Raw genomic sequence first — 25,350 nt, 5'->3', positions numbered from 1 at the left:
GAATAACCCGGCAAGGTGTCTGTAACTAATTATGTAGGGCGTGACCAAGACACATGGAATCACTCGAAGAGACACTCAGATATCCCATGGAAGACGACGACTGGACCGTGACCGTTCTCATCGGCGGCGTTCTCAGCCTCCTCGCCTTTCTCCTCGTACCCGGTATCCTCGTGTACGGCTATCTCGTTCAGGCAGTCCGCGAACGGGCAGACGGGGCGACAGAGCCGCCGGCGTTCGAGGACTGGGGCGAACTGTTCGTCGGCGGCCTCAAGGCCTGGGTCATCGGCATCGTGTACATGCTCGTCCCGCTCGTCGTGTTCGGGGTGACCGTCGGCGGCAGCCTGTTCGCGATGGCGACGGGGACCCGCGCCGGAGCGGGTGCCGGCCTGGCCGGCCTCTTCGGCGGGCTGGTGATCTCGTTCGTCCTGTCGCTGGTGTTCGGCTACGTGGCGACGGCCGCCATCATCCACTTCGCCTGTACCGGCGAGTTCGGTGCTGGGTTCGATTTCGGGACGCTACGGAAGTTAGTCCTGTCCCCGAAGTACGCGACGCCGTGGCTGGTCTCGATTGCGCTGTTCATCGCCGTCAACGTCGTGGTGAACTTGCTCAATGTGATACCGTTCCTCGGTTCGCTCCTCGCCGTGATTCTCAGCCCGTTCGCCACCTTCTACGTGCTGGTCGTCGCGACGGACCTCTGGGCCGGCGGCTACAACGCCGCACTCGACGAGCGGGACGAACCGGAGTCGGTCGGGACGGCGACGGCTTAGAAGATGTTGGCCTGCTGGTAGACCGAGATACCGTCGTTCGTTATCTCGTAGGGTTTCGTCTCCCGCGAGTGGTTCGCGTTCCGTATCTTCTGAATCTCGACGGCGAGTCGCGTCTCGCCGGTGTCCGACCGGACGTACTGAAGGATGAACACCGCGTCAGTCAGGTATTCGATGATACCGTGTCTGGACGCGAAGGGGTTGTTCTCGCTGGCTTCGGAGACGAGCATCGTCGTCACGCCGGCCTGTTTCAGTGACCGGGTGAAATCGAACACTTCGGTGCGTCTCCGGGACTGGTCGTCGTACATCATCTCTAGCAGGGAGACGGAGTCAAGCACCAGCCGGTCGGCGCCGAACTTCTCGATGAGCGCCGGCAGTTCGCCCCGGATGTTGTCGAGGCTGTTCGCCATCTCGACCGGGTCGAGGTCGACAATCGCTAGCTGGCCCTGTTCCTCGTACTCCTCGAACCCCCAGCCGCGTTCACTGGCAGTGTCCAGTATCGCGTCGTGGGACTGTTCGAGCGTCAGAAACACCGCGTTCTCGCCGTTCCGGAGGCCGTGGTGAAGGAACTGCAGCCCGAACGTCGTCTTCCCGGTTCCAGCCGAGCCGATAGTGACGATGAGATGGCGCTGTGGAATCCCGCCCTGAATCATCTGGTCGAGCCCCTCGATACCGATGTCGACCCGCGGGATGTCGGACTCGAACTCCTCCTCGAAGTCGCTACCGCTGTCACCGTCACCGCTGCCGGCAGACTCGAACGCGGTGGCGAAGTCGTCGTCGAAGAGTCCACCGCCGCCGTCGTCACCGGAGGACCCGGCGTCGGTATCGGAGGCACCACTCTCGCTACTGAAGGGGTCATCGCCGCCGTCGTCGAACGGGCTGCTGTCACTCTCCTCGCTAAAGGGAGTGCCCCCATCGTCGTCGAAGGGGCTGTCGCCACCACTGCGCTTGGATTGCCCGTCGTCGCCGTCGGCGTCGAACGGCCCAGTGTCCGCGGATGTGGACTCCGCTGCGTCGCTTTCGGGTTGTATCGCCGAAGTATCGTCGGTATCCGTCTGTTCGCTGTCGCCGTCCTCGTCGTCCAGCGCACTTTCGAACCAGTCGTCGTCGGACCCGTCGTCCCCGCTCATACGCACGACCACCAGCCACACGAACGGCTCATGGAAGTGGATACGCGTCGGGACGGATATAATTGCCGTCGTAGAGGGTTTATATGCGGCCGGCGGGAACGTCCGGCAATGACTGTCGGTATCGTCGCGCAGCGGGACAACGACCGGGCCATGTCGCTTGCGAGTACACTGTGTGACCGACTGCGCGCCACGTCGGCGGCCGTCGTGGTGGACGAAACGACCGCCGGGGCGCTGGGAGACCACGACGCGTGGGAGGCCGCCGTACCCGATTCGGCCCCGGTCGATGAGATGTCCGCCTGTGACCTCGTCGTGAGCATCGGCGGCGACGGGACGTTTCTGTACGCGGCCCGCGGCGCGGGGTCGACGCCGATCCTGGGCGTCAATCTCGGCGAGGTCGGCTTTCTGAACGCTATCGCACCCGAAGAAGCCGTCGAGACAGTCGTCGCGGAGGTCGAACACATCCAGAAGACCGGCAGCGCCAGAACGCGGGCCAAGCCGCGGCTCCAGGCCAGCGGCGACGACTGGGAGCTATCGCCGGCGCTGAACGAAGTCGTCGTCCAGGGCGAGCGCCGCGGTCACGGCGGCGGGGCGACGCTCGACGTGTACATCGACGACTCGCTGTACACGTCCGGTCACGCCGACGGCGTGCTGGTGGCGACACCCACCGGCTCGACGGCGTACAACCTCAGCGAACGCGGCCCGCTCGTCCATCCCGACGTGGCCGGCCTCATCATCACCGGGATGGCAGACGAAATGGGGACGCCGCCGCTGGTCGTCGACGTCGACAGCGAAATCGTCGTCGAACTCAGAGACGCCGACAGTGGCGTCGTCGTCAGCGACGGACGGGTCAGAGAAGACGTGGTCCCGCCGGAGCGAATTACGGTCTCGCGTGCGAGCGAACCGGTCCGGCTCGCCGGGCCGCCGCTTGACTTCTTCACCGCACTGGACAAGCTAGCCTAACGCCGACCGACGGCGTACAGCACCGGTGCGAGGACGAGCAGCACCAGGCCGAACAGTTTGTACTGGAACGACGACGCGAGGACGCTCGCACTGCTTGGTTCCATCGCCGACGCCGGCGTAATCACGAGCAGTGCGCCCAGCGCAATCGTATGCAGCCCCAGCATCCGGAGCGACCGTTGTGGGAGAATTGCGACGAGCCCACCGACAAAGCCGAGTAGCAGGACATCACCGATGGTGTAGTTCAGCAGGAAACTATCGATGAGTTGCAGCGGTGACGCGAGCATTCCTATCCAGAATTTCGCCGGGATGGAATCTTTAAAGTTCCGTTACGCCGCCGACCTGCGGGCGGCGTTCGACCGTTCAATCGCTCGCCGTCCCCAATGGTGTGAGCAGGAGGTAGCCGGTCGATGGGACGCCGGCCGTCCGCAGCCGGAACTGCCTCGGTTCGTCGAGTGCCGTCGAGAGGGCCACGACATCGAGGTCAGTTGTACTGACTGTCTCGGCGTCCACTTCGTCGATACCAGCCACGAGCAGCGCCTCGGAGAGCGCCGTTCCGTCGAGGCGGTCGGACGGCACGTCGAACGTGGTCCCGAACGCCTCGTTGGCCGCACGCACGACCGGGCCGTGGCCCTCGTCGGCGAAGTACAACACCGGGTCCGGATGACCGTCGAAGAGATCGACCGGTTGTGGCTCCGGTGTTCGGTCGACATCTGCCGACACCGTCATCGTCTCGTCGGTCGTCTCGCCGGGCGAATCAGTCACCAGGAGATAGGAGACGCCACCCAGTCCTCCACCGAGCGCCAGGCCGAGGCCCACGGTGACCTGTTCCGAGAGCCCGAGCGAGAACACCGACTGCACCACCAGCGCGACGGTGGCGAGCACGACCGCTCCTGCCCCTATCCAACCGACCACGGCCGCGAGGCTCCCAAGGCGATGTCGACCGCCTGTGCCCGCCGACGACTTGCTCATCAGTACACACTCGATGGGCCATCGGTTAACGCTTTTCGAGAGGCGGCTGCCGATAAAACATATACAGTTGCCAGCCCTAGAACGGTGTAATACCGTGTCAAGAACTACAGGCGGCCCGCCGCGGGTGCTCGTCGTCGACGACGAGCACGACGTCGCCGACACGCAGGCCCTGAAACTCGGCGAGCGCTACGAGACGACTGTCGCGTACAGTGGCCAGGCCGCGCTCGACGCTGCCGGCCCGGAGTTCGACGCCGTGTTGCTCGACCGGCGCATGCCCGACGTGCACGGTGACGACGTGCTTTCGCGGTTGCGCGAGCGGGGGTACGACGGCATCATCATCATGCTGACCGCGGTCGACGCCGACCTGAACATTCTGGAGATGCCCTTCGACGATTACCTCCAGAAGCCGGTCGACCAGTCGACGCTTCTGTCGGCGCTCGACCAGCACCTCGACAGGCCCGACGAGGACGACAGGCTCGACGAGTACTTCCGGATCTCCTCGAAACTCTCCGTGCTGGAACGAGAGAAATCCACGTCACAACTGGAGGCGAGCGACGAGTACACCAGGCTGAAAGAGCGGGCCAGAGAACTGGAGTGGGTGTTGCACGCCGAGAACGACGATTTCGAGGAGCTGAAAGAGACGTACCAGTCGATCAGCCGAAGCTATAGTAACAATTGAAACGATGTACACACTGATCGCACTGCCGTCGCGCGATCAGGTGTGCATTGATTTTCAATGGCTACTATAGGTACCGAGAATCAGCGTCTCTTCGATATACTCGTCGATAGTGTCCCGAACCTCGGCGACAGGGTTGTCGTTGCGAGTTGCGCTCTGGAGAATCACGCCGTCGAGTATCGTAATCATGAACCGCGACACCGTCTCGGGGTTGACGTCGGCGAAGACGCCCTGTTCGATGCCGTCCTCGATGATCTGTACGAGTTGCCGGGCGAACAGCTCGTCCGTCTCAGTGAACTTCTCGCGGAAGTCCGGGTTCTGGACCGCCTGGGCGCGCATCTCGACGTACGACCCGAGGACGGCGTTCTTGTCCGGCGTTTCGACGCAGTCCGGGAAATCGTCGAGAACGAGGCTGACAAACGTCTTGATGTCCTGTTCGGGGTCGCCGGTCGATTCGACCTGAAAGATGCGGTTAAATTCCGTGAGGATGAACTCCTGGAACGACAGCAGGAGGTCCTCCTTGCCGTCGAAGTGGTGATAAAACGTCGATTTGCTGAGGTCGGCCTCGTCCGCGATTCGCTGTATCGAAAGTCCGGCGTACCCGTATTCCCGGAGGGCACGGAACGTGGCCCGCATTATCGCCTCGTGCGAGTCCGCTGGCTCCCCGGCGAACGGAATTCCATCAGTCATCCCGACCGAATATTCGTTCGGGCAGTAAATATCTTCCCACTGTTACGGAACCACAACGTTGATAGGCGACCGAACGTTCGTTCGATGTACACGGTTCGGGCGGGAGTCTGCACAGACGTATGTGGGTACATATCCCGATCTCCCAAGCATGACGTCCGCTCCAGACAGAAACAACGGCAAGGAATGTCCGAAGTGTCCCTACGCATGAAACCACGAACATTACTGACGCTGGCAGTTGTCGCATTGCTCATGGCATCCGGAACGGCGATCGCCGCCGTAACCGGGAGCCCCGACTTCGACGCAACGTTCGTCGATAATACCGTCACGCCCGGTGAGGAGACGACACTCGACGTCGTCCTCGTCAACAGCGGCACGATCGACTCCGGGTCTTCGACCCAGGGTGTCCAGAGCAGCGAGGTGACGACCGCCCGCGGGACCACAGTCAAAGTCAACGACGGTGACGCCCCGATTACGGTGACAACGAGCAAACAGGCTGTGGGTTCCGTCCCGGAAGGGAAGACCCAACCCATTTCATTCGACATCAGCGTCGCTGACGACGCAAGTCCCGGGAGCTACACTGTTCCTGTCATCGTCGAATACGAGTACACGAGCTACATTTCGGAAAGCGACGGTGCACGGGACGAAGAGACCACCACCGAACGAATCGAACTCGAACTCGACATCGACGACGACGCGGCTTTTGACGTGGTAAGCGTCGACTCCGACGCGCGCGTCGACTCGACCGGCACGGTCGCAGTCACTGTCGAGAACACCGGTGACGAGCCGGCCCGAGAATCCTCGGTAACGCTGAAATCGACGAACTCCGAACTCACAGTCGGTGGCGACGCCAGCAGCTCCCGGTTTATCGACACCTGGGAGGCCGGTGAACAGCGTACCCTCCGGTACCGCGTCGGTGCGAGCGGTGATACGAGAGCCGAACCGTATCAGTTCGACCTCCAAGTCGACTTCGACGACACGGACGGGGTGCGAAAGAGCACGACCGCCTCCTCCCTCGGTATTACGCCCGACCCCGAGCAAACGTTCACCGTCGAAAGTACCGACAGTGACGTCGCTGTCGGCGATTCCGGGACGTACAACGTGACGCTGCGCAACGACGGTCCTGTCACGGTCTCGGACGCGACAGTGTCGCTTGCCACGCAGAACACCGCGATTACGTTCGGGCAGTCCGAGTCCACGTCGCAGTTCGTCGGCTCCTGGGAGCCCGGTGAAACGCGAACGGTGAGCGTCGACGCAAGCGCCAGCGACGACGCCAAGACACAGAGCTACGCCCTGTCGGCGTCGGTAAGCTACGACGACCCCGAAGGCGATGCCGGCGTCGCTGACGACATCTCGCTCGGACTCACGCCCGAGCCGGAACAGTCCTTCGCCATGGGCGACGTGGAGTCGACCCTCCAGGCGGGCGATGACGGAACCATCGAAGCGTCACTGACCAACACCGGCGACCGAACAGTCCGTAACGTCGTCCTGAACTGGGCGAGCACCCACGACAACATCTCGCCGAAGGAGACCCAGTACGCGGTCGGCGACCTCGAACCGGGCGAGTCCACGACCGTCTCGTTCGACGCCGACGTGTCGGACAACGCGAACTCCGGCCCACGACAGTTCGATTTCGTCGCCAACTACCGCAACAGCGAGGGCGACCAGCGCGAGAGCGACACGCTCGAAATCCGGCAGAGCGTCGACGGCAGCGCTGACGAGTTCATCGTCGAGACGACGAACGCGTCCGTCGACGTTGGCGGATCCAGCACACTCGAAGTGACGATCACCAACGACGCCGGCGAGCGACTGACCGATATCGAGGCAAAGCTGTTCGCCGAGTCACCGATTTCCGTGTCGGACGACCAAGCGTACGTCGACAGCCTCGACCAGGGCGAGTCGACGACCATCGAGTTCGGTATCAGCGCAAGCGGTGCCGCGATGACGAAAAACTACCCCGTCTCGGTAGACTTCCAGTACGAGGAGCCGGACGGAGATACGCCGGTGTCCGACACCTACCGCCTTCCGGTCTCCGTGACTAACTCCGGCGGTGGCAGTTCGCCGCTGACGGCGATTATCGGCGTCGCACTCGTGGCCGCCCTGGCCATCGGCGGCTACTTCAGGTTCCGCTAACGCATGGACTACCAGCGCTACATCGATTGGGCGGACGACCGAATCGTCCACGATTCACGGAAGGTGGTGCTCCTCTTCCTGATCGTGACGGTGGTCTTCAGCGCCGGCCTCGGGAGCGTCTCGACCAACTCCGGGACGTCACAGTTTACGACCGGGCTTCCGGCCGAGGAGGCACTGCAGGAGGTCAACGACAAGTTCTCGCCGACCTTCTCGCCGGATACAGGGAGCACACAGCTCATCCAGCAGGAGAACAACGTGCTCTCGAAGCCGGCGCTGCTCCGGATGCTCAGGTCACAGCATCGGCTGGAACAGCACGGAGCACTCCGTGTCACGTCGACCGCAAGCGCCGCCAGCATTGTCGCCCAGCAGCTAGACCCGGAAGCGACGACGACTGAACAACAGATCTACGCTGTCGAATCAGCGACGCCGGGTGAGATCGATTCCGCTGTCGGGCGCGCGGCCGAGCAGAGCCCCCGGTTCAAATCGTTACTGAGCAAGGATTTCAACCGCAAAGCCGCCTCGGCGTCGGCGACCATCGGGGTCGTCACGCACGAGGTCCCGGCCGGAATCTCCTCCGGGTCAGGCCAGGGCGGTTCGAGTCCGCTGACGAGCATCCAGAAACAGGCCGGGTTCACTGTCTCCAGCGCTGACCACGGTGGCATCACCCTGTTCGGCAGCGGTATCGTCGCAGACGAGTTCTCGAACGTCGTCGGCGACTCGCTCATCCTGACCGTGCCCGCGGCAGTGCTGTTCATCCTGTTTTTCCTGACGATTGCCTACCGCGACCTCGCGGACATGGCGCTTGGCCTGCTCGCGCTGTTTATGGCCGTCGTCTGGACGTTCGGCTTCATGGGGCTTGCCGGTATCCCCTTCTCGCAGATGCTCATCGCCGTGCCACCGCTGTTGCTGGCGGTCGGGATCGACTTCGGTATTCACGCCGTCAACCGGTATCGCGAGGAGCGCGAGACCGGGGCGTCCATCCAGAAGTCGATGCGAATCACGACCGACCAGTTGCTTGTCGCCTTCTTCATCGTTACCGGGACGACAGTCATCGGGTTCGCCGCGAACCTCACCAGCGCGCTGCCGCCGATTCAGGACTTCGGCTACGTGGCCTCTGTCGGTATCACCTTCACGTTCCTCATCTTCGGGGTGTTCCTGCCCGCCGCGAAGGTGGAGCTGGACCGGCTCAGACAGTCCTACCCCATCCCGACGTTCAGCGAGACGCCGCTGGGTGCAGAGGATTCCGCACTCAGTGACGTGTTGCGCGGCGGCGTCGTCATCGCGAACCGCGCCCCGATCATCTTCCTCGTTCTCATCCTCGTGTCCACGGTCGGCGCCAGCTACTACGCCACCGGCGTCTCGACGTCGTTCAGTCAGGAGGACTTCCTGCCGCCCGAGGAGAACCCGGACTTCGTCGAGGCCCTGCCGGAGCCGTTCGCCCCGAGCGAATACACCGTAACGGAGGTGACGAACTTCCTCGATGAGCGATTCGACACGACCCAGTCCAGTCAGGCGACGGTGTACGTAGAGGGGCCAATGCGGAACGATGCGGCGCTCGAACAGATGTATCGGGCGGGTAACAACCCGCCGGACTCGTTTGTCCGCGAGGACGGGCGCGCCGATTCGACATCCATCGTGACAGTCATTCAGGACCAGGCGGAACGCGACCCCGAGTTCCGTCGGATGGTCGAGCGCAACGACCAGAACGACAACGGCGTCCCGGACGATAACCTCGAAGAGATCTACGAGTATCTGCTCGACTCGCCGGCCCGTAGTACGGCGCTAGAGTACATCACCGAGGACTACCGGAGCGCGCGTGTCGTCTACACAGTCGAATCGGACGCAACCGACGCAGAGGTGACCGCCGATACAAGAAACGTTGCCGACGACTTCCGGTACGAGGCGACGGCAACCGGCTCGGTCGTCGTGTTCCAGGCCGTCTCGGACCTGATTCTGGAGTCCGCAATCCAGTCCCTGGCGATTGCGCTTATCGGCGCGTCAGTGTTTCTGGTCCTCATCTACAATATGCTGGAAGGGCGGCCGTCGCTCGGTCTCGTGAACATCATCCCCGTCGTCGTCACAGTGGCGTGGCTCGGCGGGACAATGCGGCTGCTCAGCATCCCGTTCAACGCGCTCACAGCGACGATGCTGGCGATAACTATCGGGCTGGGGGTCGACTACTCGGTCCACGTCACCCACCGGTTCGCCGACGAGTTCGACGAAAACGACCTCGAAACGGCGCTGGACCGGACCGTCCGCGGGACCGGCGGCGCGCTGTTTGGCAGTATGCTCACCACGACGTTTGGCATCGGTGTGCTCGGCCTGGCTGTGTTCCCTGCGATCGGCCAGTTCGGCATTCTGACAGCGTTATCAATCGGGTACGCCTTCCTCGCGTCCCTCCTGGTGATTCCCTCCGCCCTCGTCGTCTGGGACCGGGTGTTCAACGCTGACTGGTCGGTTCGTGGCCTACTCGGGTTCGGGCGGTCGCGTCCGCCCGCGCCCGTCGAAGGCGACGATTGAGTCCGCGGCCCTGGCGGCAGAACTACCGCCGGTCGTGTTCGAGCAAAACACGCCACTGAAGCCTTTATTTGCTGGCATCGTCCTAGCACTGGTATGACTCACGTCGTTATTATCGGCGCGTATGGGAGTGCCGGGGCCGCAGTCGCCGGCGACCTCGTCGAGGAGGAAGACATCGAACTCACGCTCGTCGACAACGGCGAGCCCGGCGGCGGCCTCTGTATTCTTCGTGGCTGTATGCCGTCCAAGGAAGTCCTCTCGGCGGGAGCCCACCGCTTCCAGGCGCGCCACGACGAACGGCTCGTCGGTGACGTGCCCGAGGTTGACCTGGAAGCCGTCGTCGAGCGCAAGGACGACCATGTACTCGACTGGGCCGGCCACCGGCGGGACTCCATCCACGAGATGGCCGAGCGCGACGACGTGACGTTCATCCACGACACTGCCACGTTCGTCGACGAGCACACGGTCCGGGCCGGCGGCGAGGAGCACGAGGCCGACTACGTCGTCATCGCGACCGGGTCCAGCGTGAACGTCCCGGACACGCCCGGCATCGACGAGGTCGACTTCATGACCAGCGACCAAGTGCTCGACGCCACGGAGTTCCCCGACTCCGGCATCGTGATGGGCTTCGGATACATCGGGATGGAGATGGTCCCGTATCTGGCGGAGGCTGGCGGGATGGAACTCACCGTCATCGAGCACGACGACCGGCCAATTGACGAAGGCGACCCCGAGTTCGGCGACGCGGCACTCGACATCTACGAGGACAACTGGGACGTGACCATCCCGACAAACTGCTACGAGCAGGAACTCGAAGAGACCGAGGACGGCGGCGTCCGCCTCACCGTCGAGTACGACGACGGGGGCGAGGAGACGTTCGAGGCCGACCAGCTGTTCCTCTTCACCGGCCGCCGGCCGACTGTCAACGGTTTGGGCCTGGAGAACACGTCCGTCTCGGTCGAGGGCGACTGGGCAAAGGATACGATGCAGACCCGCGACGCCGACCACATCTACGGCGTCGGCGATGTCAACGGCAAGGAGCCGATTCTCCACGTCGCCAAGGAGCAGGGCTTCACCGCGGCCGAGAACATCGTCCGGCAGGAGGCCGGGGGCTCGCTCAAGGACTACCGGAACGTCCACCACCACGTCATCTTCTCCGGGCTGGGGGTCTACCCGTTCGCCCGCGTCGGCCACAACGAGGAGACGGCGAAAGAGGCTGGCTACGACGTCGTCACGGCGACGCGACAGGCCAGCGACGACGGCGTGTTCAAATCGAAGGACGTGCCCGAGGGGCTGGCGAAGCTCGTCGTCGACGCCGACGACGGGACAGTGCTCGGCTGGCAGGGCATGCACTACCACGCGGACAGCTTCGCCAAGGCGTTCCAGATTATCGTCGAGCTGGGACTCGACGTGCGTGACCTGCCGGACCGGGCCTACCACCCGACGCTCCCCGAAAACGTCGACGGCCTCATCCGGGACTGCGTCAGCCAGCTATAGTCGTTCAACCGGAATACCGATGACATCGAAGCGCGTGCCGCCGTCCTCGCTTTCTGAAACGGTGATTCGGGCACCGTGGGCGTCGACGATTTCGGAGACGATTGCCAGCCCGAATCCCGTCCCCTCGTCGCTCGTGGTGTAGCCGCGCTCGAACACTTCGTCGCGTTCGTCCTCGGGAATTCCGGGGCCGTCGTCGGCGACGTAGAACCCCCGTCCGTCCGAGAGCGTCCCGACTCGGACGGTCACATGTTCGTCGCTGTCGCTGTCGTCGGCCCCCGTCAGACTGTGCCCGTGTTCCACGCTGTCGTCGGACTCCGTCCGACTGCTTGTGGAACCATGTTCCACACTGTTTCGGAAGAGGTTCTCGAACAGTTGCTGGAGGCGGGTCTGGTCGCCCGTGATTCGCACGTTCGTGTCGCGCCGTTCCAGCGTCGCGTCCGAACTCTCGACGGTATCCCAGGCGGCCGTGATGATATCGTCTAACGACGCTTCGGTCGCGTCGATGACCTTGTGACCGCCACGGGCGAGCGCGAGCACGTCGTCGATGAGTTCGTCCATCCGTTCGAGCGACCGCCGGAGCGCCTCGACGTGCTCCGGGTCCCCGTCGTACGCCTCGTCGACGAGCGTGAGCCGGCCGAACGCGACGTTGAGCGGGTTCCGGAGGTCGTGGCTGACGACGCTGGCGAACTCTTCTAGACGATTTCGCTCGCGTGTGAGTTCCTGCTCGCGCCGTTCGCGCTCCTGTTCGTAGCTGACCCAGTTCCCCATCAACTCCACGAGCGTGACTTCCCACTCCGAAAAGGAATCGCGGGGCTCCGTGCCGTAGAAGCAGAACGTGCCGTACACCGAGCCGTCGACGACAACGGGCGTTCCGAGGTAACAGGAGACGCCCATCTCGGTGTAGCCCGCTCTGTCGGTCAGTTCTGGCCGGTCTTCAGCGATATCAGCGAGCACCAGCGTCTTCTCCTCGACGACGGCCCGCTCGCAGTTCGTCGCGTCCAGCGGGACTGCATCGCCCGCCTCGATGGCCCCCGTCCGGTCGCGAACGATTTCGAAGACGTACATGTCGCCATCGATGCGCGAGAGGGCGGCCGTTTCGGTCCCGAGGGCGTGCTGCCCGATTTCGAGCAGGCGCTCGACCTTGTCCTCGAAATCGAGGTCCTTGCGGGAGATGACCCGGTAAATCTCTCGGAGCGTCCGCTCTCTGCCCCTGATCTCCTTCTCGTGCTTGTGGCGCTCAGTGATATCGCGGAAGTACACCGAAATCCCAGTTGGGGACGGGTACACGGACACCTCGAACCACGTCTGCAGCGGCTCGAAGTACGACTCGAAGGATGCTGGCTCCTGCTGTGTCATCGCCTGCCGGTACTGCTTGCTGAACTCCGTGCCTTCCAGAGACGGAACCGCCTCCCAGAGATTTCGCCCCAGCAGGTCGGTGGTATCTCCGTCCACCGCCATCGCACGGCCGATGACACGTCTGCCGCGTTCGTTGGCGTACGTGAATTCCCAGTTCTCGTCCACCGCGAAGAACGCGTCGGTCATCCGGTCGAGAATGTCCGCGTCCTCCTGATAGCGGGCGACAGCAGCGGTGATTCGCTGTCGGAGCAGTTCCGTCTGTTCCGAAAGGGGTGTCTTCGTCACGTAGTCCGTGACCCCGGCAGAGATTGCGTTGCTGGCCACGCTCTCGTCGCCGTCGTCAGTGAAGAGCAGAAACGGGAGGTCAAAGGACCGGTCCCGGACGGCCCGTAACAGTTCGATTCCGTCTCGGTCCGGCAGTTGATACTCACTAACGACGCAGTCGTACGACGCGTTCTCGATAGTTCTGATCGCGTCATCCGCCGTCTCACACACTGTCACCGTGAACTCGTCAGTGCTACCAGTCAGCGCCTCCTTGACCGCCGTGATGTCGTCGCAGTCCTCGTCGACGTAGAGGACACGCACTCGACCGGCGGTCCCATCGGCCCCGTGACGGTTCGGCGTAGCCACGGGTGTATCCATATTCGTTTCAGGGCATGTGGGTGTAAAGTTGTACCGCCGGTAAGCTTCCATTACCAGGGTTCTAACCCAGCTATAGCGGCTACAATCTCAGTCGGGCCGGCGGGTCGAAAGTACGGGTATCTCGTCGATGCGGTCCGTCGAAAGCGCGTCCCAGTCGACGCCCGCTGGTGTCGTGTGCGTGGTCTCCGTCTCGACAGTTCGCTCCGGCGTCACGACCCAATCCATCGGCACGTCGTGGTCGTCAACGGGCACGGTAGTATCGACGACGCCCTCTGGACCGCCCACAATCTGGAGTTCGTGGACCGTCGTCACGACCGGCGTCGTCTTGTCGACCAGCCCCAGTTCCCGGAGGACGGCGTATTCGAGGTCGCTGTACCCCTCGCCCTTCCCGATTCGCGCGCCGTCCTCGGTGACCGCGACTGAGCCCGACACCACGAGGTCGACGCTCCCGACCGCCTCGGGGCCGACCTGTCGCGCGTGGTCCGCGACGTTCGAGATAGCCGGTGCCGCCTCGATGTCGTCGAGTTCGTCGGGGTCGAGTTCGTAGAAGCACCGCTCGTCCCGGAGCCGTGGCACGGCCATATACACCGTCTTGCCGGCCCGCAGCGCCGCCCGTCGGACCGGGAGCTGTGGCGAGTCCGGGTTCGCCTTGACCGTCTCTGCGGCGTCCCAGACCGCCGTCTCGGTCAGGCGCTGTGCAGCCTCGCTTGCGCCCTCGAAGTTCGGAATCCGGTCGTGGGGCGGGAACGGGAACCGGGCGATACCCTGCTCTTCCAGCGCGTCCCAGACCGTTTCGCGGATAGTTTGCTTGTCCATGGCGCTACGGCCTCCGGCGGCGGAACTGCTGTGTGCAGACCAGCGCCAGCAGTGCGACAAGCGCCCCGACGGCGGTGAACCCGGGACCGCTGGCGTCGGTCGTGGACTGGTCAGTACTCGGCGTGTGGTCCGCGGGTGTGGGCTCGCTCGTTTTGGTCTCGGCCGGCGTCACAGCCGACCGGGGAACGTAGCTGTCGGCGTCGTAGCGGTCCGGATAGAGCTGTGCGGTGGCGTTGTGTGCGAACGAGACCACGCTCCGCGGGGCGGGCTGATTGATGTTCCGCACCTGTACGGCGACCGTCGAGTTGGTCTCGCCCGCGGTCGTGCTGGCGTAGGGCTCGGTCTCCGCGATGGTCGCCGTGTTCTCGGTGACAAAGAGCACGTCCGGATCTAACTGGAGGATGACTTCGTTGCTGAGCTGTGGGTACTGGGTGTGGTTGCGGGCCGCGGCGTTCTCCGCGCCCGAGAGTTCGATGAGCGACGTGACGAAGGTGTTGCCCGCCGCCACGTACCCCCCGCCCAGCGGGTACAGCGCCGTCGGTCGGTCTTCGGCGTCCGCAGTGACCTGCCGAACGGCGTCGACGTTCGCGTCCATCCAGGCGTTCGCTTCACTCGCGCCCTCGCAGTTGCCGGTCAGGCGACCGATGGTCGCCGTCTTTGCTCGAATGTCCTCGATAGTTGTCGCGGCGGGGAGGTGATACACCGTGAGACCGGCCTGCCGAAGCGGTGCCACGTCACCGGCGCTGGCGTTCGGTGCAATCACCAGGTCCGGGTTCGTGCCGACGACGCGCTCGACGTTGACGCCGAAGCTCGCCGAGACGTTCGCCCGGCTCTCAGCACCGTCGAGATAGCTCGCGTACTGGGTGAGCCCGACCACCTGGGAGCGGCCGTCGATCTCCCACATCGTCTGTGCCGCCGATGGGTTGGTCGTCGTGACTCGCTCCGGGCGCTCCTCGATAGTGACCTCGGTCCCGGTCGCGTCGGTCATCGTGACCGGGAACGAGCAGTCGTCCGCCTGCGTGTCGGCTGTTGCTGCGGCCGAAGTCACACCTGCGGACGAGCCCACGAGCAAGACAAAGACGCAGACGAGAGAAAGTCGTCGCATGCTCTAGGCGGGTGTCAGGAGCAATAAATACTTATCTACTGCAACTGGGCTTTCATACATGCGTTTCGCGGGTCGGACTGTCGGGTGGTCGGCGGGGCTCGTCGCCGTCCTCTGTGCCGTGGTGACGACGAGCGCCGGTATCGGCCCGGTGTGGATTCCACCCGAAATCGTCGGGAAAGTGCTGCTCAACGCCGTCGTCGTCCCGACTGGCGTCTCGATTTCCGGCCCTGCCGTCGACGTGACCACGGCCCACGTGTTTTCCTACGCCGTGAGCGACCTCCAGACACAGATTGTGATGCAGGTCCGGCTCCCCCGGATACTGCTGGGCGCGGTCGTCGGCTTCTCGCTCGCCGCCGCGGGGACGATCATGCAGGGGATCTTCCGGAACCCGATGGCCGACCCCTCTATTATCGGCGTCTCCTCCGGCGCAGCGGTCGGCGCGGTCGGCTTCATCGTCGCGCCGGTCGTGATCCCGTTCGGACTCGGCCTCCGCGGCGCGGCCTTCGTGGGTGCGCTGGTCGCGGCCTTCGGCGTCTATCTCATCGCGACGCGAAACGGCCGCACGCCGGTCGCGACGCTGTTGCTGGCCGGCGTGGCGATACAGACGTTTCTGGGCGCTGTCGTCTCCTTCCTGTTGCTCCACAGCGGCGAGAGCATCCGCCGGGCGCTGTACTGGCTGATGGGCCATCTCAAGGGCGCGTCGTGGCCCGAAGTGACCAGCAGCGTCGTGCTCGTCGCCATCCCGTTCGTCGTGTTGCTCGCCTACGCACGCGATCTGAACGTCATGCTACTCGGTGAGGAGGACGCTCAGAGCCTCGGTATCGAGGTCGAACGGACCAAGCGGGTCCTGCTCGCGCTGTCGGCAGTCATCACGGCGGCGGGTGTCGCCGTCGCCGGCATCGTCGGCTTCGTCGGCCTCATCGTCCCCCATGTGATGCGGCTGCTCGTCGGGCCGGACCACCGGATACTGCTCCCGACGGCGGCGCTCGCCGGCGCGTCGTTCCTCGTCGCGACGGACACGCTAGCACGCTCGGGCAGCGCCGAGGTCCCAGTCGGCATCGTCACCGCCGTCCTCGGCGCGCCGTTCTTCCTGTACTTGCTCCGGAAGCGGGAGGTGCACGAGCTGTGAGCGGGCCGGCTACATCGAACGGTGGGGACCCGGGACGGGACCGCTCCGGGCCGATGCTCGACGTGTCCGACCTCGCGGTGTCCTTCGGCGACCAGTCTGTCGTCTCGGGCGTCGAGTTCAGCGTCGACCGCGGGTCGCTCGTCGGTCTCGTCGGTCCCAACGGCGCGGGCAAGACGACCGTCCTGCGGACGGTGAAAGGGACGCTCGACCCGGACGCCGGCACAGTCCGTGTCGACGGCGAACCCATCCACAGGAAGTCCGCGAAGGAAGTGAGCCGCCTCGTCGCGAGCACGCCACAGGGCACTGCGCTGTCGTTCGACTTCAGCGTCAGGCAGACCGTTGAGATGGGCCGGACACCGCATCTCGGCCGGTTCGACCGAATGGACGAGAGCGACCGGAACGCCGTCGAAACAGCGATGGAGCGTGCGAGCGTCACCCAGTTCGCCGACCGGCCGTTCACCTCGCTCTCGGGCGGCGAGCGCCAGCGGGTCCTCCTCGCTCGGGCGCTTGCACAGGAGACACCGGCCCTCCTGCTCGACGAACCGACGGCGAGCCTCGACATCAACCACGCCGTCCGCACGCTCGAACTGGTCCGAGCGCTCGTCGACGACGGGAAGACGGCCGTCGCCGCGATTCACGACCTCAACCTGGCCGCGCGGTACTGCGACGAACTGGTGTTGCTCGCCGGCGGCGGGGTCCGCGCCGCGGGCCGCCCCGCGGACGTGCTCACGAGCGACACGCTCCGTGACGCTTTCGACGCGGAGACGCTGGTGACGACCCAGCCCGGCACCGACGCGCCGCTCGTGACCCCGCTGGCCGAACAAGAGTCGGTCGCCCGTCGCGTCCACGTCGTCGGGACCGGCACGCCAGCGGCTGCCGCCGTCTCGAAGCTCGTCGGGGCCGGCTGTCGGGTCAGCATCGGCGTCGTCCCCGCCGGTGACACAGCTGCCGAGCGGGCCGCCGATCTCGACTGCGAGGCGGTCACGGTCCCGGCCTTCGCCGGCATCGACGACGCGGCACGCCAGCGCGCCGCCGACCTCGCCGCTGCGGCCGATGCCGTCGTGATAGCGGGCGAAACCGGTGACGGAAACAGTGCGGTTATTGAGGCAGGTAGCCCCCGTCTCGCCGTCGAGACAGACGAGAGCGCCTACACCAGCAACGGTCACGACACCGTGCCGCTGGCTGCGCTCCCTGCGGCAGTCGCGTCCCTGCCGTCCGCGGCGGAGCCCGACGCGACACCGCCACTCAATCAGTCGACCACTGACTGAGTCCACCGCCAGCCGAGCCAGTTCCGGCAGAAACAGCAACACCGATACCTCTCGTCCACGTATACGGCCTGTGGACGATACGATTTCGTGGCTCCGGGACCGGCCGTACTACGAGGGACAGATCGTCGACCAGCGGACGGTACCCGGTCGGGACGCACGGACCGCGGACTGCGAGATTGCGGACCGCCTCGCTGGCGTCCTCGAAGATCAAAGCATCACTGACCTCTACACCCATCAGGTGGACGCTATCGAGGCGGTCCGCGGCGGCGAGAACGTCGTCCTCGCGACCGAGACGGCAAGCGGCAAGAGCCTCGCCTACACCGTGCCGGCCTTCGAGCGGGCGCTGGACCGCCGGGCGACGACGCTGTACGTCGCGCCACAGGTCGCGCTCATCAACGACCAGACCGAGACGCTGTCGGAACTCGCGCAGGGGCTGGGCTTCGCCTCCGGGGTCTCCGTCGCCCAGTACACCGGCCGGCAGTCGAAGTCGGAGAAAGAGGCCATCCGGGAGCGCCAGCCCACCGTGTTGCTGACCACGCCGGACATGCTCCACTACGGCATCCTCCCCCACGCCCACCGGCTGTGGGACTGGTTCTTCCAGCGGCTCGAAACCGTCGTCGTCGACGAGGTCCACGGCTACCGCGGCGTGTTCGGCAGCCACGTCTCGCTGGTGATGCGCCGCCTCCAGCGTATCGCCGAGCGGTTCGACGCCGGCGGCGATAGCAGCGAAAGCAACGGCAGAAGGGGCGACAGCGCAACAGCGGGCGGCCCTGAGTGGGTCTGCTGCTCGGCGACCATCGGCAATCCGGTCGAACACGCGGCGGCCGTCACCGGCCAGCCCGAGCCGTCGTTCGCGCTGGTCGACGAGGACGCGAGCGCCAGCGGGCCGCGGCACTGGCTGCTGTGGAATCCGCCGGAGTACGAGGGCGACGGCTGGGGGAGCGGCCGCCGGAAGTCCAATCACGTCGAGACGAAACAGCTGTTCGTCGACCTCGTCGAGCGGGGCCTCCAGACGGTCGTCTTCGCCGGGTCGCGCCAGACAGCCGAACGGTACGCCAGCGACAGCGCGGACGAACTCCGGAGCCGCGGCGAGCACGCCCTCGCCGACAGCGTCGGCGCGTACCAGGCCGCACTGACCGACGACCGACGGCGCGAACTGGAGCAGGGCCTCCAATCTGGCGACCTGCGGGGCGTCTGGTCGACCAGCGCGCTCGAACTGGGCGTCGACGTGGGCGGGCTGGACGCCGTGTTGCTGGACGGCTACCCGGGAACGCGGATGCGGGCCTTCCAGCAGGCCGGACGGGCCGGTCGCGGCACCGACCCCGCGCTGGTCGCGCTGGTCGGCGGCGAGGACCAACTGGATCAGTACGTCCTGCGCAACCCTGACGCGCTGTTCGAGACGGGGGCCGAGCAGGCCGTGACAAACCCCGAAAACGAGCAACTGCTTCCGAATCACGTCCACGCGGCCGCCTGCGAGAACTGGCTCTCGCCGGACGACGACCGCCACTTCGGCGAGACGTTCCCCGACGTGGTCGCTGACCTCGAATCAGCCGGAAAGCTCGACCGACGCCAGACCGACCAGGGGATGCGCTGGCTCGGCAACGGCAGCCCACACCACGAGATGAACCTGCGGACCGTCGACGACGGCGAAGTGAAACTCGTGGCGAACGGCGACGTGATAGCGAAGCTCTCCGTCGAAGACGCGCTGCGGGACGCTTATCCCGGCGCGATCTATCACCACCAGGGCCGGCGCTACGAGGTGACTGACCTCGACCTCGATGCGGGCGTCGCCGAACTCGACCGGACGTGGGCCGACTACTTCACCCGCGTCCTGCACGACAAGACCATCACCGTCGAGGCGGACCTGGCGGAGCGGCGACTGCCGACCCGCGAGGACGTGCCGGTCCGGTTCGCGTCCGTGACGATGCGCAAGCAGATCACCGGCTACGAGCGCCGCGACGGCTCCTCCGGGGAGGTACTCGGCCAGCGTTCGCTCGACCTGCCCGAGACCACGCTGGAGACGAAGGCGCTGTACCATACGGTGCCATCGGACATAGAAAGCGAGATTCGGCAGGGTGCGTACGGAGCCGAAAGCGACTCCGGTGGCGGGAGCGAGAGCGGAAGCGGTGGCGGGGGCGGCGGTCAACACGGCGATGCAGCGACCGACGGCGGCAGCGAACCCGGTGACTTCCCGGGATCCATCCACGCCGCCGAGCACGCCATGATTTCGATGTTCCCCTTCGAGTACCTCTGTGACCGCGGCGACATCGGCGGGCTATCGACGCCGCGTCATCCCCACACCGGCGAGCCGACCATCTTCATCTACGACGGCTACCCCGGCGGCATCGGCCTGACACGAGCCGGCTACCACGACATCGGGCCGCTGATGGACACCACGCTGTCGATGCTGACTTCGTGTGACTGCGCCGACGGCTGTCCGGCCTGCGTGCAGTCGCCCCACTGCGGGAACGCGAACGACCCGCTCGACAAACACGGCGCGATACATCTACTGGACGGGCTGGTAGCGCAGTAGCGTGACCGCCCGGTGGAAAAACCGCCTCAGGCGTCGCCCGCTGCCTTCCGCAGCGTGACTCCGACTACCGTCCCCGTCGGCTCGTTGTCTTCGACCCACACGTCACCGCCGTACGCGTCGACCAGCGTTCGGACGAGGTAGAGGCCGACCCCGGTACCGTCACTGTCCAGGCGTTTCTCCCCGCGCTCGAACACCGCCTGTTTCTGCTCGTCCGGGATTCCCGGTCCGTCGTCGGCGACAGTGACGTGGACCACGTCGCCATCGTCGATCACGTCGATGACGACCGACGGCACTGCCGAGTCGTTGTGCTGGATGGCGTTGGTGAGGACGTTCCGAAACACAGAGGACAGGAGTTCGTCGGCCCGCACCCGTACCGACGGGGACTCGTCCGGGACAGTGACCTGTGCGTCGCTGTACGTCGCTGCGATATCCTCGGACACCGAGGACAGTACTGGTCCGAGGGCGACCGGCTCGGTCTCCCAGTCCGTCTGTCGCATTACCGTCGCAAGGTTTCCAGCCGTTTCGAGCAGTTCCGCGGCTGCCTGGCTACTTTCCTGAATACCGTCGGCGTGTTCCAGGGCGTCACCGCTACACTGGTCCCGGAGCAGTTCCGCCCGGCCACCGATGGTCTGCAAGTGGTTCGTAAGGTCGTGACGAACGATCTGGTTCAAGAGATCGAGGTTGTCACGCTGCCGTTTCAGCTCCCGCTCGCGCTCGATCCGTTCGAGGGTCGAGAGCACGTTCTTCCCGAGGATGTCGGCCAACTGCGTCTCCCGCTCGGTCGGTTCGGCTCGTTCATCCGTCCCGGCTGTCAAGAGCCCGTACTCCGGGAGTGGAACGGAGATACAGCCGTGAAGGGGTGCATCGGACGCCGCTTTCTCTTCATCAACGAGGACCCGCTGTGTCTCGTCACTCTCGTAATGGTCCCACAGCCAACTCCCGCGTTCGTGTCGCATTCTCCGTCCCGGCTCGTCCGGGACCTCGACGTGCTCTCGAAGCGGCTCAGAGATCGCCTCGGCTTTGAGTCCGCTGTCAGTGGCCTCCCAGAAGACACTGAACGGGAAGTCGAGAATCGCTGTCGCAGTCTCGACTGCGATAGTCGCGACTTCGGACCGGTTCTCGGCTGTCATCAGCCGGCGTGTCGCCGCGTACAGCTCCCCGATCTGGTCCTCCGGAGTCGCCTGATAGCAGGGGGAGTCGGAGTTTGACCCCATTTTTACTCATTTACTTCGTCCTGAATATAAATGTTCGTCAAGGCCTGTGACACGGACACACCCCACCTGGCCGTCGATGCTCGTCCGTTCGGAAGCCCCGTTCGCGTTCGACTCCCCGTTATCGGCCACGAGGGCTAGCTGAAGTCTTCAAGACGTAACTGGTCGGGGTGGAGACCGTCCGGTTCGCTCGCGCCGAGCAGACGAGGCAGGGCCGTGTTCGCAAACGTCATGCCGACGACGAGCAGTATGGGGGCGAAGAACAGACCGTAGAAGCCCAGCACGACGGGGCCAAGCGTGTACGCGAGCATCAGGAGCCCGACGTGCGTGCTCTCGCCGCTGAGAAGTGGCCGAAGCAGCAGGTCCGGGATCGTGTCGACGACGACCACCGCGACGAGGAGGAATCCGAGCACATACGCGAGCAGCGAAGACTGCCCGTCGAGCACCACTGGGAGCGCGGTGAAACCGGTCAACGGGAGGTAGATTATTTTCATCCCGACTACGGGAATCAAGCTCGCGATACCGGTCAGCGCGCCGGCGAGCGTCGGATACGGGACCTCGACAGCCGCCGGCGCTACGACGTTATAGCCGGTGAACGCGGCGATAGCGATGAGCGAAATCGCCAACACGTTCAGGAGATTGCCGAACAGTACCGCTTCCAGTTCCTCGTCGACAGCTTCGAGGTACTCGCGGATGATGGCCCCGTCATCGAACCGGAGCAGCCACTCGCGGATGCGCCGGCCGTCCACCAGGAGGTAGTATGTGACGATGGTCGTAATAAACAGATTGAGGACGAACTGGGAGGCGACCGACGTAAGCACCATGGCGTTCTCGCTGAGAAAGTCGACGAACGGTGAGAGCTGTCCCGACTGGTAGGCGCTGTACAGCCCCTCGACGGTGAGGTCCGGCACGGACTCCGCGCCGTCGAGCCAACTGACGTGCGTCGCAGCCACGTCGATGAGCGCGTACTGGGTGACGAACTGCCGGGCTTCGACAATGAGGAGGACGGCCGCATAGCTGACGAGCAATAGGAGCGGAATCGCCAGCGATGCCATGACCACGACCGCACGCACTCGCGACGGAAGGCGGAGTCTGCGCAAAGAACTGTAGTACCGTCGCGTCGAATAATAGAGGAACACGGAGACAGTCAACGCCGCGATAAACTGATATGCGAGTACGCCGACCACCACCGCGACAGCGAGGCCGAAGAGGGCGACGACGAAGCGCTTCTCGTCCATATACGTACCAGCTTATGAACAGTTATAAACATACGGGCGCAGGGAACCTCACAGACAACATGGGGCCGGACATGGTCCCAATCGGTGGCTACTCGGTTCGCTCGCGCACCGGCCCGATGCTGTCGTGGACGCCGATGTTGCCGGAGAGTTCGTGCTGGCTCGTGTCGCTGAGGTCGATACCCTCAGCGCGGCAATCCTCCTGGACCTGCTGGATGAAGTCCGATCTGACCGATGCGAGGCGGTTCCGCCGTTCGTTAGGGATCCAGATCCGGCCTGTCAGGATGACCGCCGTCGACGCGAGGTCGCTGACTCTGGCCGTCGGTGCCGGTTTCTCCGAGACATGGTCGAGGTCGCGGGCGGCGTTCTCGATAATCGCCCGGACCGTGTCGATGTCGTCGTCGTAGCCGATACCGAACTGATAGGAAACTCCAATTGGACCCGTCGAAGTCTGGTTCGTCACCGCGCTCGTCGCCAGCGTCGTGTTCGGGACGATGATGCGCTCGTTGTCCAACGTCCGAATCCGCGTCACCCGCAAGTCGATGTCGACCACCGTGCCCTGCATCCCGTTCCATGCGATGATGTCACCGACGTTCAGATCCGGGTCGGTCACGATGAACGCCCCGGCGACGAAGTTCCCGAGGACGTCCTGTGCCGCCAACCCCACCGCAAGCGTGATGCCCGCCGCCAGCAGGGTCGACCCCGCGAGCGCGCCCCGGAAGCCCGCGACGCTGGCGCCGATGACCACCGCGAGGATGACCGATATCAGGTGGACAGCGCTGGTCAGCGCGCTGGCGACTGTCTTGTTAGTCTCGGTTCGTGACAGCAGCCATCGAACTGCTGGCACGACGATTAGCCGGCCGATAGCGTAGAGTAGCGCCGCGACAGCGAGGAATTGCGCCCCGTCGGTCGCGAGTTGTCCGTACGCCGAGACGATGTCGGTATCCAGGCCCACCGGGAACTGCATACTGTCTGTCGTAGCCCAATAGATATGAAATCAGGGTGCCACGTCGGTGCTGGTGGGGACCACGGCTCCGCCTGCTGTTCGCGGCGGTGCTGCGCGTTACCCAACTCGCTCGTTCAAAATTAGCCTCGTCTTCGTCCCCACAACCTCCTCCAGCTCGCGCGCCTGCGTGATGAGCCCGTTAACCGCGTCGGTGTCGGCGGCGTCGACGACGACGACGATGTCCTCCTCGCCGGAGACTTGCCACACGAAATCGACCTGCTGCCAGTCAGCGATGCGGTCCGAAACCTCGGCCGTGTCGACGTTGACATCGACGCTGACCTCGATCATCGCTTTCACGTTGCCGGTCCGCGTCGCGACAGTGAAGCGTTCGATAACACCGTCCTCGACCAGTCGTTCGACGCGGTTTCGCACGGTCCCTTCCGACGTGCCGACCCGGTCCGCGATCTCAGTATACGGGGTTCGGGCGTCCCGGCGAAGTATCGAGAGTATCTCTCTGTCGAGGTCGTCCATCGAGATGTGACAGTATCACCGGCCATGACTTGAGGATTACGAAATTCGAAACTCGTCTTCGAAAGCAACCCTTATGGCCGACTATAGTGTACGCATCTCGTAATGGCTGACGCATACGTGGCAATCGAGGGCGACCGCGTCATCGAGGCGCGCGCTCGCGCTCCGGGCACCGCCCGTGGCGAACTGGTCTTTACAACAGCGTACACCGGTTACGAGGAGAGCCTCACCGACCCGTCCTACGAGGAGCAGGTGCTGACGTTCTCCTACCCGCTCATCGGGAACTACGGCGTCCGAGAGGAGCGCTTCGAGTCCGACCGCATCCACCCGCGCGCGGCAGTGGCTCGCGAGATGACCGACGACGTGGCCGAGTGGCTGGAGTCCGAGGGCGTCCCCGCTGTGGACCACCTCGACACGCGCGATATCGTCACCGAGATCCGCGACGAGGGGGCGATGAAATGCGGCATCGCCGCCGGGCCGGACGTGACCGAGCAGGACGCGCTCGACGAACTCCACGAGTGCAAACACATGTCCGACCACACCGACATCGGCGCGCAGGTCTCCGTCGACGACGTGGAGGTCCACAACGAGGGCGGCGACGGTGCGACAGTCGCGCTGGTCGACTGCGGCGCGAAGGGCTCCATCGCCGAGTCGCTCGTCGAACGCGACGCCGAGGTCTACGTCTTCCCATACGACGCCAGCGAGGACGACGTGGCCGCGGTCGACCCGGATCTGCTGTTCATCTCGAACGGCCCCGGCGACCCTGAGAACTTCGAGCAGGCTGGGGAACTCGTCGAGACCTACGTCGGCGACGTGCCGCTCGCGGGCATCTGTCTCGGCCAGCAGGTCGTCGCCAACGCGCTCGGCGGCGAAACCGAGAAAATGGAATTCGGCCACCGCGGCGTGAACCAGCCGGTCCGTGACCTGCGTTCGAACCAGGTCGTGATGACGACCCAGAACCACGGCTACACCGTCGCCGACCCCGGCGACAAACTCGACGTGACCCAGGTCAACGTCAACGACGATACGCCGGAAGGGCTGGAAAACGACGACCTGGACATCATCACGCGTCAGTACCACCCCGAGGCCAACCCCGGCCCGCACGACTCGCTCGGCTTCTTTGATGATGTGCTAGGGATGGCGGGGGAGTAGGGAGAACCCGAGCGTAGCGAGGGGTCTCCGAATGCCCGAACGGCGACGGTAGGAGCCGTGAGGAGTAGCGAGGGGCGCGACTGAAAGGAGCGGCCC

Annotated in this window: 21 protein-coding genes; 10 read left to right on the top strand and 11 right to left on the bottom strand. The window is 64.7% G+C overall.

Translation table 11 applies throughout. The features are described from left to right. Positions 1–53: 53 nt before the first annotated feature. Positions 54–767: a DUF4013 domain-containing protein gene (locus tag SG26_RS10950; protein WP_014039582.1), complete on the top strand. Its 714-nt coding sequence runs from the start codon at positions 54–56 to the stop codon at positions 765–767. Here SG26_RS10950 and SG26_RS10945 read toward each other — a convergent pair. Then, on the bottom strand, positions 764–1,894 hold the full coding sequence (locus SG26_RS10945) for a KaiC domain-containing protein (RefSeq protein ID WP_050037579.1): 1,131 nt from the start codon (positions 1,892–1,894) through the stop codon (positions 764–766). The two genes, SG26_RS10950 and SG26_RS10945, sit on opposite strands and share 4 nt — an antisense overlap. Before the next feature lie 108 nt (positions 1,895–2,002). On the opposite strand from SG26_RS10945, the gene SG26_RS10940 reads away from it, so the two are divergent. Then, positions 2,003–2,854 carry an NAD(+)/NADH kinase gene (locus tag SG26_RS10940; RefSeq protein WP_008310745.1) on the top strand — a complete coding sequence of 284 codons (852 nt, stop codon included), beginning with the start codon at positions 2,003–2,005 and terminating at the stop codon, positions 2,852–2,854. Here the strand turns inward: SG26_RS10940 and SG26_RS10935 are convergent. Continuing rightward, positions 2,851–3,138 carry a hypothetical protein gene (locus tag SG26_RS10935; protein WP_008310747.1) on the bottom strand — a complete coding sequence of 96 codons (288 nt, stop codon included), beginning with the start codon at positions 3,136–3,138 and terminating at the stop codon, positions 2,851–2,853. The genes SG26_RS10940 and SG26_RS10935 overlap by 4 nt on opposite strands. A gap of 76 nt (positions 3,139–3,214) precedes the next feature. Then, the gene (locus SG26_RS10930; protein ID WP_023843132.1) at positions 3,215–3,823 is read right to left on the bottom strand and encodes a hypothetical protein; all 609 of its coding nucleotides are present in this window, start codon (positions 3,821–3,823) and stop codon (positions 3,215–3,217) included. A 124-nt stretch (positions 3,824–3,947) separates the two neighbouring features. On the opposite strand from SG26_RS10930, the gene SG26_RS10925 reads away from it, so the two are divergent. Beyond that, the gene (locus SG26_RS10925; RefSeq protein WP_014039579.1) at positions 3,948–4,502 is read left to right on the top strand and encodes a response regulator; all 555 of its coding nucleotides are present in this window, start codon (positions 3,948–3,950) and stop codon (positions 4,500–4,502) included. 54 nt (positions 4,503–4,556) lie between these two features. Here the strand turns inward: SG26_RS10925 and SG26_RS10920 are convergent, their stop codons facing one another. Further along, positions 4,557–5,189, bottom strand: a complete 633-nt coding sequence (locus tag SG26_RS10920; protein ID WP_014039578.1) for a TetR/AcrR family transcriptional regulator — start codon at positions 5,187–5,189, stop codon at positions 4,557–4,559. Positions 5,190–5,393: 204 nt separating this feature from the next. On the opposite strand from SG26_RS10920, the gene SG26_RS10915 reads away from it, so the two are divergent. The 3 genes from SG26_RS10915 (at position 5,394) to SG26_RS10905 (ending at position 11,333) form a co-directional block, all read left to right on the top strand. Beyond that, positions 5,394–7,319 (top strand): COG1361 S-layer family protein, encoded by a 1,926-nt coding sequence (locus SG26_RS10915; protein WP_050037578.1) that lies wholly within the window; start codon positions 5,394–5,396, stop codon positions 7,317–7,319. Between the two features lie 3 nt (positions 7,320–7,322). Then, positions 7,323–9,839 carry an RND family transporter gene (locus SG26_RS10910; RefSeq protein ID WP_050037577.1) on the top strand — a complete coding sequence of 839 codons (2,517 nt, stop codon included), beginning with the start codon at positions 7,323–7,325 and terminating at the stop codon, positions 9,837–9,839. A 93-nt stretch (positions 9,840–9,932) separates the two neighbouring features. After that, positions 9,933–11,333, top strand: a complete 1,401-nt coding sequence (locus tag SG26_RS10905) for an NAD(P)/FAD-dependent oxidoreductase (RefSeq protein WP_050037576.1) — start codon at positions 9,933–9,935, stop codon at positions 11,331–11,333. Here SG26_RS10905 and SG26_RS10900 read toward each other — a convergent pair. From SG26_RS10900 to SG26_RS10890, 3 genes are all read right to left on the bottom strand, one after another. After that, on the bottom strand, positions 11,328–13,331 hold the full coding sequence (locus SG26_RS10900) for an ATP-binding protein (protein ID WP_050037575.1): 2,004 nt from the start codon (positions 13,329–13,331) through the stop codon (positions 11,328–11,330). The two genes, SG26_RS10905 and SG26_RS10900, sit on opposite strands and share 6 nt — an antisense overlap. Before the next feature lie 87 nt (positions 13,332–13,418). Continuing rightward, positions 13,419–14,147 (bottom strand): 5-formyltetrahydrofolate cyclo-ligase, encoded by a 729-nt coding sequence (locus SG26_RS10895; protein WP_050037574.1) that lies wholly within the window; start codon positions 14,145–14,147, stop codon positions 13,419–13,421. A gap of 4 nt (positions 14,148–14,151) precedes the next feature. Continuing rightward, a complete protein-coding gene (locus tag SG26_RS10890) occupies positions 14,152–15,252 on the bottom strand; it encodes a PGF-CTERM-anchored ABC transporter substrate-binding protein (RefSeq protein WP_050037573.1) in 1,101 nt (366 codons plus the stop codon). Positions 15,253–15,310: 58 nt separating this feature from the next. On the opposite strand from SG26_RS10890, the gene btuC reads away from it, so the two are divergent. The 3 genes from btuC (at position 15,311) to SG26_RS10875 (ending at position 20,182) form a co-directional block, all read left to right on the top strand. Beyond that, positions 15,311–16,381, top strand: coding sequence for a vitamin B12 ABC transporter permease BtuC (gene btuC / locus SG26_RS10885; RefSeq protein WP_050037572.1), 1,071 nt, complete (start codon positions 15,311–15,313; stop codon positions 16,379–16,381). A gap of 53 nt (positions 16,382–16,434) precedes the next feature. Next, the gene (locus SG26_RS10880) at positions 16,435–17,649 is read left to right on the top strand and encodes an ATP-binding cassette domain-containing protein (protein WP_050038272.1); all 1,215 of its coding nucleotides are present in this window, start codon (positions 16,435–16,437) and stop codon (positions 17,647–17,649) included. Positions 17,650–17,719: 70 nt separating this feature from the next. After that, on the top strand, positions 17,720–20,182 hold the full coding sequence (locus tag SG26_RS10875) for a DEAD/DEAH box helicase (RefSeq protein ID WP_050037571.1): 2,463 nt from the start codon (positions 17,720–17,722) through the stop codon (positions 20,180–20,182). 26 nt (positions 20,183–20,208) lie between these two features. Here the strand turns inward: SG26_RS10875 and SG26_RS10870 are convergent, their stop codons facing one another. From SG26_RS10870 to SG26_RS10855, 4 genes are all read right to left on the bottom strand, one after another. Continuing rightward, positions 20,209–21,396 (bottom strand): sensor histidine kinase KdpD, encoded by a 1,188-nt coding sequence (locus SG26_RS10870; protein ID WP_050037570.1) that lies wholly within the window; start codon positions 21,394–21,396, stop codon positions 20,209–20,211. Positions 21,397–21,530: 134 nt separating this feature from the next. Continuing rightward, positions 21,531–22,631 (bottom strand): AI-2E family transporter, encoded by a 1,101-nt coding sequence (locus tag SG26_RS10865; protein ID WP_050037569.1) that lies wholly within the window; start codon positions 22,629–22,631, stop codon positions 21,531–21,533. Between the two features lie 88 nt (positions 22,632–22,719). Then, positions 22,720–23,595 (bottom strand): mechanosensitive ion channel family protein, encoded by an 876-nt coding sequence (locus SG26_RS10860; RefSeq protein WP_014039566.1) that lies wholly within the window; start codon positions 23,593–23,595, stop codon positions 22,720–22,722. 96 nt (positions 23,596–23,691) lie between these two features. After that, positions 23,692–24,105, bottom strand: a complete 414-nt coding sequence (locus tag SG26_RS10855; RefSeq protein WP_008310783.1) for an Lrp/AsnC family transcriptional regulator — start codon at positions 24,103–24,105, stop codon at positions 23,692–23,694. A gap of 102 nt (positions 24,106–24,207) precedes the next feature. Here SG26_RS10855 and carA point away from each other — a divergent pair, with 102 nt between their 5' ends. Continuing rightward, positions 24,208–25,254, top strand: a complete 1,047-nt coding sequence (gene carA / locus SG26_RS10850; protein WP_050037568.1) for a glutamine-hydrolyzing carbamoyl-phosphate synthase small subunit — start codon at positions 24,208–24,210, stop codon at positions 25,252–25,254. Positions 25,255–25,350 lie beyond the last annotated feature (96 nt).

The organism is Haloarcula sp. CBA1115 (assembly GCF_000827835.1).
GTDB classification, from domain to species: domain Archaea; phylum Halobacteriota; class Halobacteria; order Halobacteriales; family Haloarculaceae; genus Haloarcula; species Haloarcula hispanica.
Note: the sequence above shows the minus strand (reverse complement) of the source record. Positions and strands in the feature narration are given on the sequence as shown.

Coding starts and splice junctions, on each gene's coding strand:
- SG26_RS10950 (WP_014039582.1), top strand. CDS start 54: ATGGAATCACTCGAAGAGACACTCAGATATCCCATGGAAGACGACGAC.
- SG26_RS10945 (WP_050037579.1), bottom strand. CDS start 1,894: ATGAGCGGGGACGACGGGTCCGACGACGACTGGTTCGAAAGTGCGCTG.
- SG26_RS10940 (WP_008310745.1), top strand. CDS start 2,003: ATGACTGTCGGTATCGTCGCGCAGCGGGACAACGACCGGGCCATGTCG.
- SG26_RS10935 (WP_008310747.1), bottom strand. CDS start 3,138: ATGCTCGCGTCACCGCTGCAACTCATCGATAGTTTCCTGCTGAACTAC.
- SG26_RS10930 (WP_023843132.1), bottom strand. CDS start 3,823: ATGAGCAAGTCGTCGGCGGGCACAGGCGGTCGACATCGCCTTGGGAGC.
- SG26_RS10920 (WP_014039578.1), bottom strand. CDS start 5,189: ATGACTGATGGAATTCCGTTCGCCGGGGAGCCAGCGGACTCGCACGAG.
- SG26_RS10915 (WP_050037578.1), top strand. CDS start 5,394: ATGAAACCACGAACATTACTGACGCTGGCAGTTGTCGCATTGCTCATG.
- SG26_RS10910 (WP_050037577.1), top strand. CDS start 7,323: ATGGACTACCAGCGCTACATCGATTGGGCGGACGACCGAATCGTCCAC.
- SG26_RS10905 (WP_050037576.1), top strand. CDS start 9,933: ATGACTCACGTCGTTATTATCGGCGCGTATGGGAGTGCCGGGGCCGCA.
- SG26_RS10900 (WP_050037575.1), bottom strand. CDS start 13,331: ATGGATACACCCGTGGCTACGCCGAACCGTCACGGGGCCGATGGGACC.
- SG26_RS10895 (WP_050037574.1), bottom strand. CDS start 14,147: ATGGACAAGCAAACTATCCGCGAAACGGTCTGGGACGCGCTGGAAGAG.
- SG26_RS10890 (WP_050037573.1), bottom strand. CDS start 15,252: ATGCGACGACTTTCTCTCGTCTGCGTCTTTGTCTTGCTCGTGGGCTCG.
- btuC (WP_050037572.1), top strand. CDS start 15,311: ATGCGTTTCGCGGGTCGGACTGTCGGGTGGTCGGCGGGGCTCGTCGCC.
- SG26_RS10880 (WP_050038272.1), top strand. CDS start 16,435: ATGCTCGACGTGTCCGACCTCGCGGTGTCCTTCGGCGACCAGTCTGTC.
- SG26_RS10870 (WP_050037570.1), bottom strand. CDS start 21,396: ATGGGGTCAAACTCCGACTCCCCCTGCTATCAGGCGACTCCGGAGGAC.
- SG26_RS10865 (WP_050037569.1), bottom strand. CDS start 22,631: ATGGACGAGAAGCGCTTCGTCGTCGCCCTCTTCGGCCTCGCTGTCGCG.
- SG26_RS10860 (WP_014039566.1), bottom strand. CDS start 23,595: ATGCAGTTCCCGGTGGGCCTGGATACCGACATCGTCTCGGCGTACGGA.
- SG26_RS10855 (WP_008310783.1), bottom strand. CDS start 24,105: ATGGACGACCTCGACAGAGAGATACTCTCGATACTTCGCCGGGACGCC.
- carA (WP_050037568.1), top strand. CDS start 24,208: ATGGCTGACGCATACGTGGCAATCGAGGGCGACCGCGTCATCGAGGCG.